Annotated in this window: 12 protein-coding genes; 6 read left to right on the plus strand and 6 right to left on the minus strand. The window is 64.4% G+C overall.

The window, feature by feature from the left end; genetic code table 11:
- Nucleotides 1-275: 275 nt before the first annotated feature.
- From ATO4_RS13615 to ATO4_RS28085, 3 genes are all read right to left on the minus strand, one after another.
- Entirely contained in the window at nt 276-1,049 is a 774-nt protein-coding gene (locus ATO4_RS13615) for a hypothetical protein (RefSeq protein WP_139802430.1), read from the minus strand.
- A gap of 50 nt (nt 1,050-1,099) precedes the next feature.
- The gene (locus ATO4_RS13620; RefSeq protein WP_245308741.1) at nt 1,100-1,321 is read right to left on the minus strand and encodes a hypothetical protein; all 222 of its coding nucleotides are present in this window, start codon (nt 1,319-1,321) and stop codon (nt 1,100-1,102) included.
- A 62-nt stretch (nt 1,322-1,383) separates the two neighbouring features.
- Nucleotides 1,384-2,361 carry a hypothetical protein gene (locus ATO4_RS28085; protein ID WP_210191072.1) on the minus strand — a complete coding sequence of 326 codons (978 nt, stop codon included), beginning with the start codon at nt 2,359-2,361 and terminating at the stop codon, nt 1,384-1,386.
- 449 nt (nt 2,362-2,810) lie between these two features.
- Here ATO4_RS28085 and ATO4_RS28695 point away from each other — a divergent pair, with 449 nt between their 5' ends.
- Nucleotides 2,811-2,942, plus strand: a complete 132-nt coding sequence (locus ATO4_RS28695; protein ID WP_280940495.1) for a hypothetical protein — start codon at nt 2,811-2,813, stop codon at nt 2,940-2,942.
- A gap of 146 nt (nt 2,943-3,088) precedes the next feature.
- Here ATO4_RS28695 and ATO4_RS13630 read toward each other — a convergent pair whose 3' ends face one another.
- From ATO4_RS13630 to ATO4_RS13640, 3 genes are all read right to left on the minus strand, one after another.
- Nucleotides 3,089-8,026, minus strand: coding sequence for an NAD-glutamate dehydrogenase (locus ATO4_RS13630; protein ID WP_083592068.1), 4,938 nt, complete (start codon nt 8,024-8,026; stop codon nt 3,089-3,091).
- A 340-nt stretch (nt 8,027-8,366) separates the two neighbouring features.
- Nucleotides 8,367-8,591 (minus strand): hypothetical protein, encoded by a 225-nt coding sequence (locus ATO4_RS13635; RefSeq protein WP_083592069.1) that lies wholly within the window; start codon nt 8,589-8,591, stop codon nt 8,367-8,369.
- A 155-nt stretch (nt 8,592-8,746) separates the two neighbouring features.
- On the minus strand, nt 8,747-11,914 hold the full coding sequence (locus ATO4_RS13640; RefSeq protein WP_083592070.1) for a type ISP restriction/modification enzyme: 3,168 nt from the start codon (nt 11,912-11,914) through the stop codon (nt 8,747-8,749).
- A gap of 989 nt (nt 11,915-12,903) precedes the next feature.
- Here ATO4_RS13640 and ATO4_RS13645 point away from each other — a divergent pair.
- From ATO4_RS13645 to zapE, 5 genes are all read left to right on the plus strand, one after another.
- Nucleotides 12,904-13,158: a hypothetical protein gene (locus tag ATO4_RS13645; protein ID WP_083592071.1), complete on the plus strand. Its 255-nt coding sequence runs from the start codon at nt 12,904-12,906 to the stop codon at nt 13,156-13,158.
- Between the two features lie 10 nt (nt 13,159-13,168).
- The gene (gene pdxY / locus ATO4_RS13650; RefSeq protein WP_083592072.1) at nt 13,169-14,059 is read left to right on the plus strand and encodes a pyridoxal kinase PdxY; all 891 of its coding nucleotides are present in this window, start codon (nt 13,169-13,171) and stop codon (nt 14,057-14,059) included.
- Between the two features lie 145 nt (nt 14,060-14,204).
- On the plus strand, nt 14,205-14,852 hold the full coding sequence (locus tag ATO4_RS13655; protein WP_083592073.1) for a carbonic anhydrase: 648 nt from the start codon (nt 14,205-14,207) through the stop codon (nt 14,850-14,852).
- Nucleotides 14,853-15,074: 222 nt separating this feature from the next.
- Nucleotides 15,075-15,650: a protease inhibitor Inh/omp19 family protein gene (locus tag ATO4_RS13660; RefSeq protein WP_083592074.1), complete on the plus strand. Its 576-nt coding sequence runs from the start codon at nt 15,075-15,077 to the stop codon at nt 15,648-15,650.
- A gap of 319 nt (nt 15,651-15,969) precedes the next feature.
- Entirely contained in the window at nt 15,970-17,148 is a 1,179-nt protein-coding gene (gene zapE / locus ATO4_RS13665; protein WP_083592075.1) for a cell division protein ZapE, read from the plus strand.
- Nucleotides 17,149-17,214: the final 66 nt, after the last annotated feature.

Here is a 17,214-nt window from a genome sequence, read left to right on the forward strand (position 1 = left end):
CCGCGCCGCAGCGATGCGAGCTAGGTGCAACGATTTCGGAGCGGGGGCAAGCTGTAAGGGACCGGTCATGCGAGTGGGGCTGAGAGACATATCCGCCTGCATCTGGCGGATCGTCATTGATGTGGCGGACGTCGGCAGTCCGATCTGAAGGTTGTCGTATGCTCAGATGACATGCCAACGCACGCGGCAATGCTGCCATGCCGCCAAAGGAAATTGGCAGGACGGCGCCAAGACGAACTGGCGCCTTTGATCGGGTCGTGTACACCTACTCAACTTCAGGTGAACACACGGTTGCCTTCAGTCCAACCCCGCACCGTATCCATGGCGTTCTGCCGCCCGGCGTCGAGCTTCGCCGGATCTGTCTTCAACGACAGGGCTGCGCGTTCCTTCCGGCCGAGGAAGTAGGAAATCCGCTCGCCGTTCGCGCCCGACGGATGAGGCATGCCTTCGATCAGGCGGTCCCGAGAGACGCATCCTTCCGCCGCCAGCCAGCGGCACGCCTCAACGACGGCAGGGCCGAGTGGCACGACCAGCGCGTCGGGCAGCGACGCCAGCTCAGCCCCTGTGTGCGCGAGAAGTTGCTCTCTGAGGAGACGCGAGGACGTCATGCCCGGATTGCTTCCCGTGTAATTCTTGCCGGCTCTGAACACCGGGTACCGGAGCGCCGACGCGAACTGGACCAAGCGGAGGTCCTTGCTCCAGAGCGACGCTGTCGTCGGGATGCCAAGCGCCCCAGCGACGCTGATGTAGTCAAGCATGGCAATCAGGTTCGCACGCATCGGTCCGGCGAAGCTCGCCGCCGCCTTTGCGAGGCGCATTGCCTCGGCATCGTGCAAGCCGCGCTGGAGGGCGGCCCGTGCGGTGCGCAGGGCCTCGTTGGCCTGGACTTCTCCGGGCGTGATGCCGAGGATAATGACTTTGGCGGCGGGGTTTACGTATTCGAAGGGGGCGTAGCGCACGGCGAGCGAGCCTTCTTCACCGATGAGAAGGGCCGGGTCGTGGATGTCTTGGGCGGAAAGAAGGGCCGAGCGGTAGCGTTCGAAGGCCATGGTTGGCTGCTCCATTGGGTGATCAAACTATTGAGTGAGGGCGTTGCGGCTCAGGAAAGCCGATGGCGCCTTGTGCGGTGGCCGACGGTGACGATGTTGCCGTTGTCTCCGACGACCGCGTAGATGCCGAGCCAGCGCTCGACAGACCTCAGGGCGGCATCGCCGCCCATGTGCTTCGCCAGCCGACGACGACTGGCCTTGTCGAAGAAGATCCGCTCGGATCCCCCGCATCGCTCGGCAGTCCCGAAGCGGTCGAGATAGTCGAGCATCATGGGCGGAATCGCGCGTTGCTGGAGGCGTCTGCGTGCATGCACGGTCAAGCCGGCGATGTCAGTCACGACCGGGCCTCAAGGCCGAGCGAGGCGACGGAGCGCCGCTCCCAACGATCGGCGCGCACGATGCCCCAGTTGCCCTTGTCGTTCGGACGCCGCCAAGCGGGGCGGGTCATCGAAGCGATGTATTCCAAGGCCTCGCGGTAGTCCTCGAACTGGCACTCTTCGCCCTTCAGGCCGACCGTGTATCTCCCGCCGCGTCGGTAATCCGGCACGAAGGCAGTTCCGTCTGCCGCGACCGGGACGAACAGGAACTCGCCGAGAACCTCACCATCGCGGGGACTGTCCTCCGCTTCGTTGACCTCGCGGTCGGGATCCATCCAGACCGATTCCTTGAAGTCGGGGCGCGCGCGCAGCCACTCGAGTGCTGCGTCCGCCGCGACCCGTCCGTCGGCATCGGCGCGCAGGGTGCCGCCCTTCTTGGCAAGGAGGTTCTGCAGGCTGCGGAAGCCGAGCCCCGAAAGGGCGGCGAGCTGCTCGATCGACACAGACTCGCCCGTATCAAGAAGGATGCGGGCCTCGGCCGCTAGAGCCACCTGGCGCACCTCCTTCAGCTCGCCCCAGCCCGGCGGAATGCTGTCGACGAAGGCGCGAAAGGCCGCGACCTTCTCCTCGATAGCCTGCCGCCTGTCGGCCGGCGTGCCGGCGAGATCCGGCTGGATGCCGAAGCCCGAGAAGGCCATAAGCTCGGTCATGTCCTGACCTCGTCGCATGAGATCTGCGCTGTTCTCGATGTCGTCGGCCCACTCGGCGCGCCAGTCGCGATCGCTGGCAGGTGCCCCGTCTGGTCCGTCGTGGAGGGCATCGAGAAGGTGCACCATTGCCGCGTTTGCCGCATGCGGCTCCCCCGTCAGCGCCTCAAGCCATTCGCCCGTGCGCTCGATGAGCTCGTGCAGATCGTGAGGAGGATTGCTGTTGTATGCATTCGCAGCTTCTTCACTGCGGATCTCTCTGATTGTTGCCATGTTGTCCTCATGCAATGTGAGTGCACATCGCATATGGAGGACTTTTCAGCGCCTGGCAAGTGATGAATGCAAAATGATTGCATTCCGCATTATCAAGGACGGTGCTTCGCGCGCGCTCCCCTGCCAAGTCGCGATGAGGAATGGCCCAATGGTACCCGACGAGTGGACCGCCAACTGAGCGATGCGCGCGTGGACCACCCGTGTCCCGCCCTCCCGGCAGTTCGCGCTACCTGACGAAAAAGATGAAGGTCAGCCACGAAGGTCCAGATCTCAAATAGTCGCGGACCTGCTGGACGTCGTTGAAGGATCGAAAGCTGCGATTGACTCACCCCGCGCTTCCCGATCCGGCATGTCGGCCGTCGTTCCCGACACCGCCCCTTCGCCGCCGCTCACGAGAATTTCTCGCGTCTTCCGTTTCGCCGCGTGGTAACGCTCGCCATCGCAACCCGTGAAGGATGAAAGCCATGGCCAAGGGTCAGATGCGCAGCAACAAGGAAACCCGCAAGCCGAAGGCCGACAAGAAGGCCAAGGATGCGGTCCCGATGACGGTGCCCGGCAAGTTCGCCGCGCCCCAGTCGAGCGACAAGAAGAAGTGAGACCGGTTCGATCGAGCCGGATCCTGGACCGGCTCGATCTGCGGCAGGCAGATGTTCCCTCCGGAACGGCGAGGGGACGGACCGGACATCGCACGAGTGCCATGGCCGGCGCCCTCACACGGCGCCGGCTTTTCTGATCCCGCACGTCAGACCTGCAAGGCGAGGTCCGACAAGAGCCCCGCCGCGACGGTGAGCCGGGCGACCGAGGTCTCGCCGCTTCCGGCGAGCGCCACCAATTGGCCGCGGATCCGCTCGACGGTGCCCTGGCGCTGCTTTGCCCAGGCTTCCGCGTCCTCGCCGCTCTTCAGCGTCGCCGCCGTCAGCTGGCGCCGCGCCCGCGCGATCTGGCTTTCCGCCCGCTGCAGGGCCAGCGTCTCGAAATAGTCGCTGGTATCCAGCCGGAACAGCGCCGCCTCGAGCCGGCCGATCTCGAACAGCCGGGTGATCTCGAAATAGCTCTCCACCGTCTCTTCCAGCGGCCGGCCGGTCTCCCGCGAGACCGAGGCGATGTCCGGGATGAGGGCGATCAGCGGCAGCAGAGCCACCTCCTCGGCGAGGTCCTCCGGCACGCCCCGGCGGGTCCAGTCGGCGATGCGCTGCTCGGCCTCGTTGCGGGCGGCCTCGGAAGCGATCTCGGCGAGCCGTCCCCGCAGCTGGCCGAGGGCGTCGCGGCTCTCGATGGCGACGCTGGTCAGCCCCGAGCCGAAGCCTTCGTTCATCACATACCAGTTGGTCAGCCGCCGCAGGAACCAGCCCACCTGCCGGTAGAGGCCGTTCTGCAGGCTTCCCGAAAGCTTCGCGTCGAGGGCGTCGATCCGCTCGTAGAGGGCGCGGATGTCGAAGCCGTCCTTGGCCGCGACGAAGGCCCGGACGACCGCCGCCGGCGCGGCGCCGGTCGCCTCCTCCATGGTGGTGACGAAGGTCGGCCCGGTGCGGTTGACGATCTCGTTGGCGAGCACCGTCGCGATGATCTCGCGGGCGAGCCGGTGGCCCTTGATGTCCCGCGAGAAGTCGCGGCGCATCGGCACCGGGAAATAGTCGTGCAGGCGGTCTTCGAGATACGGATCGTCCGGCAGGTCGCTGGCGACGATGGCGTCGAAGAGGGTGATCTTGGCATAGGCGAGGAGGACGCCGATCTCCGGCCGCGTCAGCCCCTGGCCGGTGCTGCGCAGGTCCGCGATGGCGCCTTCGGAGGGCAGCGTCTCCACCGTCCGGTTCAGATGGCCCGCCGCCTCGAGGACGCTCATGAAGCGCGACTGCAGGGCCAGCGCCGAGACGCCGTCGCATTGTTCCAGCGAGATCGCCAGCGACTGCTCGTAATTGTTGGCGAGCACAAGCTCGGCCACCTCGCCGGTCATCGAGGCGAGCAGCCGGTTGCGGTCCTCGCGCGACAGCCGCCCGTCGCTCATCGCCCCCTTCAGCGCGATCTTGATGTTCACCTCGACGTCGGAGGTGTTGACGCCGGCCGAATTGTCGATGGCGTCGGAGTTGATCCGGCCGCCGCGCCGGGCGAACTCGATGCGGCCCTTCTGGGTGACGCCGAGATTGGCGCCCTCGCCGACGACCTTCGCCCGGATGTCGAGGCCGGTGATGCGCACCGCGTCGTTCGCCCGGTCGCCGACGTCGAGGTTGCTTTCGCTGGAGGCGCGCACATAGGTGCCGATGCCGCCGAACCAGAGGAGGTCGACGGGGGCCTTCAGGATCGCGGTGATGATCTCGGCGGGGGTTGCCTCGCGGCGATCGAAGCCGATGGCGGCCGCCGCCTCGCCCGACAGGTGGATCAGCTTGTCCCGGCGCGAGAAGACGCCGCCGCCATGGGAGATCTTCGCCCCGTCATAGTCCCGCCAGGACGAGCGGGGGAGGGCGAAGAGCCGCTGGCGCTCCTCGAAGGAGACGGCCGGATCGGGGTTCGGGTCGATGAAGATGTCGCGGTGGTCGAAGGCGGCGAGGAGCCGGGTCTGGCGCGACAGCAGCATGCCGTTGCCGAAGACGTCGCCCGACATGTCGCCGCAGCCGACCGCCGTGAAGGGCTCGGCCTGGATGTCCCAGGCGGCGCCCCCCGCCTCGGCTCCGTCCCGCTCGACCTCGCGGAAATGCCGCTTCACCGCCTCCCAGGCGCCGCGCGCGGTGATGCCCATGGCCTTGTGGTCGTAGCCGGCCGAGCCCCCCGAGGCGAAGGCGTCGTCGAGCCAGAACGCCTCCGACTGGGCGATGGCGTTGGCGGTGTCGGAGAAGGTCGCGGTGCCCTTGTCGGCGGCGACGACGAAATACGGATCGTTGCCGTCGTGGCGGCGCACCCTCTCCGGCGTGACGACCGTGTCGCCGGACAGATTGTCCGTCACCGACAGGAGCGAGGCGACGAAGACGACATAGGCCGAGCGGCCCGCGGCGAACCACTGGTCGCGCTGCGAGGCGTCCGGCAGGCGTTTGGGGTAGAAGCCGCCCTTGGCGCCCACCGGCACGATGACGGCGTTCTTCACCTGCTGCGCCTTGACGAGGCCGAGCACTTCCGTCCGGTAGTCCTGGGCCCGGTCCGACCATCTGAGGCCGCCCCGGGCGACCGAGCCGAACCTGAGATGCACGCCCTCCACGCGGGCGTCGAAGACGAAGATCTCGCGGAACGGCACCGGCGCCGGCAGGCCCTCCACCGCGGCGGAATCGAACTTGAAGGCCAGCGCCGGCTGCACCCGGCCGGGCTCGGAATCGGCCTCCGCCGAAATCCCGTCGACGGCGAAGTAGTTGGTGCGCAGCGTCGCCAGCACCGCATTGAGGAAGCGCCGGACGATGCGGTCGTCGTCGGCCGAATCCACCGCGTCCAGCGCCTCGACGATCTCGCCGTGGATGGCGCCGGCGCCCCGCGCCGCGGCCCGCCGCGCCTGCCGGCTCTCCGGCTCGTCGCCGGCGGCAGCCTCCGCCTCGCCGTTTTCGCTGGCATCCCCTGTCTTCGCCCGGTCCGGATCGAGCGACGTCTCGAACAGCCGCCACAGGGCTCCCGCAATGCCCGGATGGCGCACCAGCGCCGCCGCCAGATAGTCCGGCGAATAGGCAAGGCCCCCCTGGCGCAGGTAGCGGGCATAGGCGCGCAGGACGTTCGCCTTGCGGAAGTCGAGGCCGGCCTCGAGCACGAGGGCGTTGAAGCCGTCGTTCTCGATGCGCCCGCGCCAGACCGCGCCGAAGGTGTCCTCCAGCGCCTTGCCGCCGTCGTCGAGCCGGATCTGCTGGCCGCCGGCGGCGCGCACCAGGTCCATGTCGTGCAGATGCACCGCGTCGCCATCCGGCCGGGCGAGCCGGAAGGTGCGCTCGGAGACCACCGAGAAGCCCATGTTTTCCAGGATCGGCACCCGCGTCGACAGCGCCACCGCCCGGCCGAGATGGTAGATCTTCAGCCGCACCGTGTCGGCCCCGTCGCCGTCGCGGCGGTAGAAGTCGACGAACAGCGGCTCCTCGTCGTCGAGCTTCTCGATGACGGCGACGTCGCGCACCGCTTCGGCCGGCGCGACGCTGTCGCGGTAGCTGCCGGCCAGGCCGCTGGCGAAGCGCTGGTGGTGGCTCGGCGCCTGCGCCCGCGACAGCGCCGCGACGAACTCGTCCTCCCAGTTGCGCGCCATCTCGGCGATGCGCGCCTCCAGCCGGGCGACGTCGACCTCCGGCGTCGGATCGCCGGCCCGCCCGACGATGATGTGGACGCGGGCGAGCAGCCCCTCCGGAAAGGCCGGATAATAGGCCGAGACGTGGCCGTCATAGGCCTCGGCGAGGAGATGGCCGATCCGCTCGCGCAGCCGCGAATCGTAGCGGTCGCGCGGCACATAGACGATGATCGAGGCGAAGCGGTCGAAGCGGTCGACCCGCGGCAGCACCCGCACCCGCGGCCGCTCGCCGAGCTCCACCACCGTCGCCGCGTAGCGTTCCAGAAGCTGCGCGTCGATCTGGAACACCTCGTCGCGCGGATAGGATTCCAGCGCGTTGAGCAGCGCCTTGGCCGAATGGGAGCCCGGCCGGAAGCCCGAGCGCGCGATCACCGTCTCGGCCTTCAGCCGCACATGCGGGATGGTCAGAATCGAGCGGGTATAGGCCGAGGAGGTGAACAGGCCGACGATGCGCAACTCGCCCGTCAGCCGGCCCTCGCCGTCATATTGCTTGACGCCGACGTAATCCATGTAGGCCCGTCGGTGGACCAGCGACTTGGCGTTGGCCTTGGTGACGATCAGCGGGCTGGCGGCCTCGAGGAAGGCGCGGATCTCCGGCGTCGTCACCATCGGCCGGCCGGCCCGGCCGAGGATGCGCACCTCGGGATCGGAAAGGATGCCGAGCGCGTCGCTCTGGCGCCGCTCCAGGATCTCGCCGTCGCGCGCGCCGCGATAGTCGTAGTCGCAGCTGCCGAGGAAGATGAAGTTGTCGTCGCGCAGCCATTCCAGAAGCCGCGCCGCCTCCATGGCGCTCGCCTGCTCGTCCTCGGGCAGGGCGCCGGCCCGCGTCTCCAGCGCCGCGATGGCGCGGCTGACGCGCTCGCGCATGGCGGCAAAGTCGCGGTTGGCGTCGGTGACCTGGGCGAGGATCTTCTCCAGCGCCTCGGCCAGCCCCGAGCCCGGATCGCCCCCCGCCATCGGATCGACGGCGAACTGGATGAGGCTGGTGCGCGTCGTGCCCGCCCGCGTCTCCTCGTCCACCCGCGAGGCGGCGAAGTCCGCCAGCGCCCCGTCGGCGCTGCGGGTCACGTCGAGGATCGGATGGGAGATGTAATGGATCTCGTTCGCCCGCTCGGCGATCTCGGCGGTGAGCGAATCGAACAGGAAGGCCATGTCGTCGCAGACGACGGTGACCAGCTCCTGCGGCTCGCCGGCATGGCGGAACTCGTCCGGCCGGTCGATCCAGACCAAAGGCCGCCCCGGCCGGTGGGCGGCCAGCGCCTCGGCCCCGGCCTTCGCGGCGGCCGCCAGCGCCGCCGCGTCGAAGGCCTCCAGATCCTCCACCGGCGGGCGGGCAAACAGCAGCGGCGCCAGCTTCGCCCCGTCGCTGTCCGGCCCCAGCCGCTCGGCCACGGCCCCGAGGACGGCGTCCTTGCTTTTGGTCTCGCTCTTGGTCACGTCAGTCCCTCCTCATGCGCCCCGGTCTCGTCCGATGCATCATAGGGGAGCGCCCCGGAACTGCGAGCAAAGTTCGCATGGCGGATGGATGGGGGAGGGGGCGAAGGCGGCAGATGCGCGGTGTGCTTCAGGTTTGACGGGGCTTGTGCAGACCGTAGTGGTCGAGGTGAATTTGAGCGGCGGCGATTGAGGCCGGAAGCAGACCGGCCAATTTTGAAGGCTAGCACGCTGGAACCTGCCCTTCGGTTCCCGCCCCTTCTCAGACGCTGATCGTGCAGAGCGGACGTTGAATTTTGAAACACAATTCCCGCATCTGTTTCAGATTCTCGCGTTCTGATCGCTAAGGCACGTAATTTTGCAGCAGGCTCTTTCCCTGCGCCTTGGCCTGCCTGCCGATTGCGCGCCGCACCTCGTTATGGCTCGATCCCAAAATCGATCCAAACGCTTCAAGCTCTTCATCCGACGGCTCGCGGTCGAGGTCGATGTAAGTCTGAAAAACCTTCGCTAGCGCCGGTTTCCACGAGCTTTCGATCCTTCGTAGCTTGTCGTCAAAGCCGCTGTCCATTTCACAATCTCCCTTTGCTATTTAGAAATGGATTGTTGGCCTTCGCACAACAAGGGAGAAGAAATTTTCGGCTTGCAGGTGGCCATACCAGCTGGGGCCAGATGGGAAGGAACTAGCAATTCTGTCTCAGATTGGGGGGTGCCAACCCGTCGCTTTTAAGACACTCCGCTTGGCAGCTTCATCTCGATCGTACGCATGATCCGGTCGGTCTCTGCGAGGATTTTGAGAATGCGCTGATAGTGCTTCACGTCATCGAACGAGAGTACACGGCCTTTGCGATCCATCAGCCACTTCTGTGCAGGCTGATAGCCACCGATATAGAAGTCCCACGAGACATGAGGCACGTCACGGAAATGCTGAGACTTGTTGATCCAGATCGCTCCATCATTGTAGATGGGCGTCTCGACCACGTTGTGGCTATCACCCGTAAACGGGTAGTGTGTCTCACCGATCGCGGCGGGCTCCATTAGATGCAGCTTGCGAAGCTCCTTGCCCTTCTGTGCGACGTCCCAGAACTCCTGGGGTGAGGACGGCCAAGGGATACGGGGGAAATCGATTTTCAGAAATTCGGCATAGGCCCTGCGATAATCAGGGCAATGCAGGACACCATAGATATAGTCGAAAACTTGCACCTCGTCGGGGGTACCATATTTCGGGTGCTCGGCTTTTTTCCGAAGAGTACTGTAGAGTTTAGCGTCGAAATTAATACGGCGGGTTTGGTCGAGGTCTTGATCGTCAGGGAAAAGGTATAGAGGTAGAACTTGATTCTGCTCTTTCGTTTTAAGTGAGATGGCGCAACTTTCAGCTGGCAGGTTCGTGGCGAGAACGTGGAAGTAGCCTTCCGTTGCGAGCTGACGTGACGATAGCAAGCAAATGTTATCCTGATTTAATACATGTTTGATTATCTCGTTTCGTGGGTAATCCATTGTTGTATAAGAAAGATCGCACCATTTTATATCAAATGGACGATAAAGACACTTAGTAATCGAAGAAGAATCATTTTCTTTTTGCCTCAATATCCGACGTTGTTTGTGAAGTTTCCAGTCTCGATTGTCGCGCGTGGAATATTTTTTGTGAAAATCAACATCAGATAACTCCTGATTTCTCATGTCTGTGATGCGAGCTTCAATACTACTCCGCGTGTCTGCGACAGCGAATTTGTCGCGGTGAGTTTGAAACCCGAGTACGCCGACTGTGAAAAAAGAACGAACGGAGAAACCTGCGTCGTACGCGTCTAATAACGCCGCATCGACTGGATAAAACATTTGATAATGCGTGTGAGGAGACAGTAGAGTTGCTGTAGCGGAATTTAGACTCTTTATTGTGCTTAGGGATTCGTACTTGGCATTTCGTGTGCCCCATAAATCGCCGTGCATCACTTCTGCCAAACCGTCGCCACCATCTTTTTTCTTTATTCCGATGATGATTGAGACGCCCTGTTGAATATCAAAGACGTTCTTGTCTGGATGGCCTTCCGGCGTAACCTCCCTCTTTTTTACGTTCCCGTGCAAGTCGAGAACCCAGACGCGGTCGAACGTTTTCCGAAGATGCCATCGCATCCCTCGAAACGTCGGATTGTCGAGATAGCCGTGATTGGTGATGAAGCCGAGAATGCCCTCGCCATTCTTTTCAATCAGATGCGACGAGAACCGGATGAACTTCACATAGAGATCATTGAGCCACTTGGAATTACGTTCTTTAAGTTTGACCTTGCCGCCCGGTTCTTTCTTGTAGTCATCCATCAGGTTGCCTATCCAACCTTCGGACACGCCGCCTTCCCCCAAGTAAGGAGGGTTCCCGATCACACACATGATGGGCATGTCCCGTTTAATCATGTTCGCGCCCTTGGCTTCGCGCGAAAGCCATTGCGTGAAGGGCAGCGTCTGGTTGGCCGGTTCACCTTCTTCGAGGCTATTGGTTAGATAGACCGATAAGCGTGGTGGCTTTGACGTTGGTTTGTAGCCGAGCTCGGTTAGGATCATGTCGAGCTTCATGTGGCACATGGCGTAGGACGCCATCAGTAGCTCGAACCCATGCAGTCGGGGGATAAGGTCCTGTTCGATGTACTGAGACCACATACCCGGCGCGACACCTTGCACCTTTGGCGCAATTTGCTTGATAACTTCCGCGAGAAACGTGCCGGTGCCGGTGGCAGGATCGAGAATTTGGACCCGATGTACCTCGCGTTTTTCGATCGTGTTTTTGCCGTCCTTCCTGATGCGACCCTTTTTGGTGATAGCCTTCTGCCCGGTGTCCCAATCGATTGTCACCTTTGACGTGTCGGCCAGGCCGTCGGCGAGTCCAAACTCGGTTTGCAGCACTTCATCAACCGCACGGACTATGAAGTTCACTACCGGTTCGGGCGTGTACCACACTCCTCGTGCCTTTCGCTTCTTCGGATTGTAAGCGGCTAGGAACGTCTCATAGAAATGCAGAAAGGGATCGTTGCGGCCGGTCAGCTTGCCGAAGCCCTCCATAAGCTTGGAAACGTCGCAGGCGCGAAACACTCGCGCCAGATCGTCAATGATCCAAGAGATCCGTTCATCGAGGTCGTAACCGGCGATGTATGTGAATAACGAACGCAGAAACGGGTTAGACTTAGGCAGAAGCTCCAGAGCTTCCTGCCGACTAAACGTGTCCAAAGTGGTGTCATGAAGGCGAGCGGCGAACATGCCGTAGGCAATTGTCTCAGCATAGATGTCAGCGAATTCGTCAATTGTAATATCGTGGATCAGATTTTCTTTAAATGCCGCGTACTGTACAAAAAGCTCGGAACAGTTCCCTTCATCCTCGCTCAATGTACGGCTTAGAACGTCTTTGATAAGATTGGCCTTACCGGCCATGCGTTCGGCCAGCTCGCGCGGGCTCGTGATCGTTTGTGGGCGTTGCTCTGTGAAATTTTTGAGCAGGTTTGCGAGGGCGGTGAACTCGTCTGGTTTAGGCTGAATACCGAGCGAAAAGTCGGCGATGGATGCTGATGCAGTCAGTTTACCGTCGCGATAGAAGTCCCAGTCGAGACCGTTGGTGTAGATCAGGTTCGGCAGGGCTTTGCGATAGCGCTCCTGTTGCGCCTTATTGGCATCTTTCATACTACGAATATTAATCGGAACATCTTTTGCCTCGACGTGACCGATGACGATATCACCCTTGGATACAAGGAAGTCAGGTGCACCGCACTTGACGCGCTTTGGTTCGTTTAGGGCGATCACGTTGTCCTCAATCGAAGACAATAGTTTTTGCAGTGATGCCCTGTAGGAGTGTTCTGTCGCTGCGCCCGTGTGATAAATACTGTCTATTTCATAAATAAACTCTGATATATTCACAATATTATCCTGCTTATAAATCGATTATTTGTGACGGGCGGTGGCGATCCGGATCGGATGTTAGGGCAAGCAATTATATCAGCGTTTATCATTCCTTAGTGGCTCTTTACGCACCATGTGCGAAAAAATTCCTGCTTTCAAGCAGCAGACACACTAATCCGAACAACCCGCCTAGGTACGATGCTGCCGTAGAGCCCTACGTCGCATCAGTGGCGACACCGAGCGATCTGCCGCATTCGCACTGTGGCATAACTGACCGGGCGCGCCGCCTCGGCCTTTGCCTCGCCACGCGAGGCGACCGCGCAGAGACAAGGCCCCGCACCCTCCCGCATCGGCCCCCCGTCAAAAAAAGATATCCCCACCCCCAACCACCACCCCCACAATCCTCTCGCCGTCTCCCCGAGGGACACGAATGATCGCCGGGATCGTTCGGGAAGACGGGCGGTGTCCGCGGCGTGGCCCCTTCCGGAGGGGTTCGCGGCTCGGACGGGTCAAAGGCTCCGCCGGCCCCTCGCGTACTACGGCGCGGGTGCGGATCGGGCCGCTACAACGGGAGGCCCTGAAAAGGGGGCTCCCGTGAAGCGCCGGCAGCCGGTGAGCGCATTCGGTGCGGCCTTGCGGCGAAAGCTGCTTGTGCCGGGCAGGATGTGGCAAGCCATAAGGGCCCGAAAAGACACCGCGCGGAACGCCGGAGGCGAGCCGTTAGACTGAAACAATCGGAGGGCTGGCCTCCGGCGTTCCGCTGTCCCTTCCGTTTTCGCGGGCGGGCGGCCATGAAGACGGCGCTTCGGCCCTTCGGGGCCGCCGCGCCGGGTGGATCCCCCGGGGCGCGCGGCGCCGCCGGGCGCTTCGGCATGTCCGGCTGGTGCCGCTATTCCCCGCTCCGGCCGCCCGGCCGGCGATGCGGCGCGCTCGGGGGGAGGATCGGTCGGGCGTCGGCCGACCATTGGCTGTTGCCCATCGCCGAAATTTCGGACACAAGACATGCCATGAGCGGCACGCAACGCGACGACGACGAGCGCCAGCGGGAGGCGAAGGCCATCCTTCGAAGGGTGCGCCAGGAGACCGACCCGCAGATCGGCGGCCACACCGAGGCGATCGTGACGCGGACCGGCGATCACTTCATGGCGCGGGACGTCGACCAGGGCGACCGGATCGAGGTGATCGGCAGCCGGATCGGGCGCATCGCCGGCATCGGCGGCTTCCTCGTCCTGGCGCTGCTTCTCGCCCATCAACTCCTCTGAGGCCGAGGCGATGACGAAAGAGGCAAATGCGGTCGGCGACCGGCCGGCGGTGATCTCCATCGCCAGCCATGTGGTGCGCGGCAGCGTCGGCAATCGCGCCGCCGCCTTCGCGCTGGAATCCCTGGGCTTTCCGGTCTGGTCGGTGCCGACGGTGACGCTGCCCTGGCATCCCGGCCACGGCCCGGGCACCCGGATCGTGCCGCCGGCGGAAGAATTCGCCGCCATGGTCGACGAGCTCGCCGGCTCGCGCTGGCTCGGCGAGGTGGGGGCGGTGCTGATCGGCTATTTCGGCGAGACCGCGCAGATCGAGCCGGTGGCGCGGCTCATCGAGGCGGTGCGGGCGAAAAACCCCAAGGCCGTCGTCCTCTGCGATCCGGCGACCGGCGACGGCGGCCGGCTCTACCAGCCGCGAAAACTTCTCGACGCCATCGCCGAGCGCCTGTTGCCGCTCGCCGACATCGCGACGCCCAACCGCTTCGAGCTGGAATTCCTCACCGGTCTCGACCTCACCGACAACCGCGAGCTGATCGAGGCGGCGAGCGCGCTGGGGCCCCGCACGGTGGTCGTCACCTCGGCCTTTCCGATGCTGCGCGGCGGCACCGGCAATCTTCTCGTCGACGACCGCGAGACCATGCTCGCCGAGCACCGGCTGATCGAGAACGCGCCGAAGGGGCTGGGGGACCTCACCGCGGCGGTGTTCCTCGCCCGCATCCTGTCCGGCGCGACGCTGGAAAAGGCCCTGCAGTCGACGACGGCGACGGTGTTCGAGCTTCTGGCCCGCACCACCAAGCGCGGCGCCGACGAACTGACCATCGAGACCGACCTCGACAGCCTCAAGCATCCGATGGCCATGGTGCAGATGCGCCGGCTCGGCCGCTCGGTGCCCAAGCAGCCGGCGTGACTTGGGTGCCCTTTTTCGGGCATGATCGGCGTCCGGCGGCGCCGCTGCTGGGGCGGGAAAAGCTGCGGCCGGTCTTTTCATTTCGCCGCGACTGTGTCAGCAGGCAGATCCAGCGTGCAGCGCAGCAGGCCGTTGGAGGGTTCTTATGACGCAACTTCTTCCCGAGCATCTGATGGAAGGCTACAAGGCCTTCATCGACAAGCGCCTGCCCGGCGAGAAGCAGCGCTTCCGCGAGCTGGCCGAGCAGGGCCAGCATCCCAAGACGATGGTCATCGCCTGCTGCGATTCGCGCACGGCGCCCGAAACCCTCTTCGACTGCGGCCCCGGCGACATCTTCGTCGTGCGCAACGTCGCCAATCTCGTTCCGCCCTACGAGCCGGACGGCGAGTACCACTCGACCTCGGCGGCGCTGGAATTCGCCGTCCATGTGCTCGAGGTCAAGCACATCGTCATCCTCGGTCACGGCAATTGCGGCGGCATCCACGCGGCGCTGTCGCCGTCCGCCCAGCCGCTGTCGCCCGGCGACTTCATCGGCAAGTGGATGAGCCTCCTCGATCCCGCCGCCAGGGCCGTCGGCGCCAACGAGCTGATGACCGGGCGCGAGCGGCAGTCGGCGCTGGAGCGCATCGCCATCCGCTATTCCCTCGCCAATCTGCGCAGCTTCCCCTCCATCGCGGCCCTCGAAGCCGAGGGCCGGCTGTCGCTGCACGGCGCCTGGGTGGACATCTCCTCCGGCGAGCTCTGGGCCATGGACCCCGACACCGGCGACTTCGCCAAGACCATCGACGAATAGGCTGCGCGGCCCGGCTCGGGGCAGGTCGGGACACCGGCCGCCCCGACGCCGATGGTGACCCAATGGCGACGATCCCCCGGGATTTTCTTTGGGTGGGGCCGGTTCTGTCGCGTTTTGAGACATTGACGCCTTGCGTTGCCGGTCCTGCCTCCGCTTTATGGGGAACAGAAGAGGATTATCGGACCCGGCGGTGCCGGGGACGATCGCTTGGGGGACTATTGGATGAAACAACAATTCCGGATCGGCGTGGCGGCTGCGGCGCTCCTCCTGGTCGCCGGCTGCTCGCGCTCGGTGTCGCCTTATGCCGACAACAGCGGCCCGCCGCCGCTGGCTCCGGTGCCGACCGGCCAGGTCGCCGCCAACCAGCTGCCGCCGCCGCCCCCGCCGCCGCCGCCCGGCGACAGCATGAACAATGCCGCTCTGAACAGCGATGCCGAGTTGACCGACGGCAACAGCCAGGGCGACCTGCCGTCCGGCAACGGCTCCGGCAACACCCAGGTCGCCAGCGTCAACCAGCCGGCGCTGTCGCGCAATTCCGTCCTCGGCGCCTACAAGGTCACCACGGACGGCGGCAACTGCCAGATCATCCTGTCCCTGACCAAGTGGTCCGGCGGCTACCGCGCCGCCTCGCGCGGCTGCCCCGGCAAGGTTGCGGATGTCTCGGCCTGGGACGTCTCCGGCAGCCAGGTGATCCTGAAGGATTCCGCCGGCTCGAACGTTGCCAACCTCAATTCCTCCGGCAATGCCCGCTACCAGGGCCAGACCACCGGTGGCCAGAGCATCACCCTCTATCGCTGAGGCGTGGAGACGCCTTGAAGGCGTCCGGGCCGCACGGCCCCGTATCCCCGCATGACCCGAAAGCCGCCGGCACCGCCGGCGGCTTTTTGCCGACGGCGTCACGCCGGTGCAAGGTGATCGGGAAACCGTCCTTCGCAGCCATGCCGGTTGTCGAGGCTCCGGCAGGGCGATAGATGCTGCATTGCAGCAGCCGAAACTGGGCAGCAGCTGAAATTGGGCAGCGGCCGGAGTTTTGCAGCGGCAGAGATGGCGCGGCTGGCGAGACGGGCATCCCCTGCTCTTGCCGCTCGCCGGAACCGAGAAAGGAACGAGCGTCCCGATGGCCTCCAGCGCTACCGTCGAGCCCAAGCCGCGGTCGGGCCCCGTCCGCTCCGCCCTCGAGCGGCTGATCTCGTCCGGCGAGATCGAGGCCGACCCGCTGCAGCGGCGGCTGGCCGACCAGCTCGACGCGCTGGACCGACGCCTGTCGGCCGAGATCGGCGCATCCAAGAAGAGCGCGCTCGGCTGGCTGTTCGGCAAGAAGCGCGACGAGGCGCCCGTCAAGGGCCTCTATGTCTATGGCGATGTCGGCCGCGGCAAGACCATGCTGATGGACATGTTCTTCCGGCAGAGTTCGATCGCGGCGAAGCGGCGGGTGCATTTCCATGCCTTCATGGGCGAGGTGCACGAGCGGATCGGCGAGCATCGACGGGCCCACAAGAATGGTGAGGCCAAGGGCGACGATCCGATCCCACCGGTCGCGGCGGCGATCGCCGCGAAATCGAAGCTCCTGTGCTTCGACGAGTTCGCCGTCACCGACATTGCCGACGCGATGATCCTGTCGCGGCTGTTCAAGGCGCTGTTTGCCAACGGCCTCATCCTCGTCGCGACGTCCAACGTCGCTCCGGACGACCTCTATCCGAACGGGCTGAACCGACCGCTCTTCATGCCCTTCGTCAAGGTGCTGAAGGAGCATGCCGAGATTTTCGAGCTTGCCGGCGAGGAGGACTACCGGCTGGCCTTCCTCAGCGAGGAGGACATCTATGTCGAGACCACCGACCCGGCTGCAGGCCAGCGGATCGACGCCGCCTGGCGCCGGCTTCTCGACGGTTCGAAAGAGACGACGGCGTCGCTCTCGGTGAAGGGGCGCACGATCCCGGTGCCGCGGGCGGGCAACGGCGCGGCGCGGTTCTCCTTCGACGACCTGTTGAAGCGGCCGCTCGGCGCGCAGGACTATCTGGCGCTGGCCCGGCGCTTCCACACGATCCTCGTCGAGGACGTGCCGGTGATGGCCGAGGCCGAGCGCAACGAGGCCAAGCGCTTCATCACCCTCGTCGACGCGCTCTATGACAGCGGCCGCCGGCTCGTGGTCTCCGCCGCAGCGCCGGTGGGCGAACTCTACCAGGGCCGCAGCGGGACCGAAGCCTTCGAATTCGACCGGACGACGTCCCGCCTCTTCGAAATGCGGTCCAAGGCCTATCTGGAAAAGGCCGGCGAGGCGCAGGCGGGAGACGGGTAGCGCCCTGGAACCTGCGCGGGTTGCCTGTTCAAGCCATTGGCGCGCGACGAAACATGATCAGACGGC

The organism is Aurantimonas sp. 22II-16-19i (assembly GCF_002088275.1).
Taxonomy (GTDB): domain Bacteria; phylum Pseudomonadota; class Alphaproteobacteria; order Rhizobiales; family Rhizobiaceae; genus Jiella.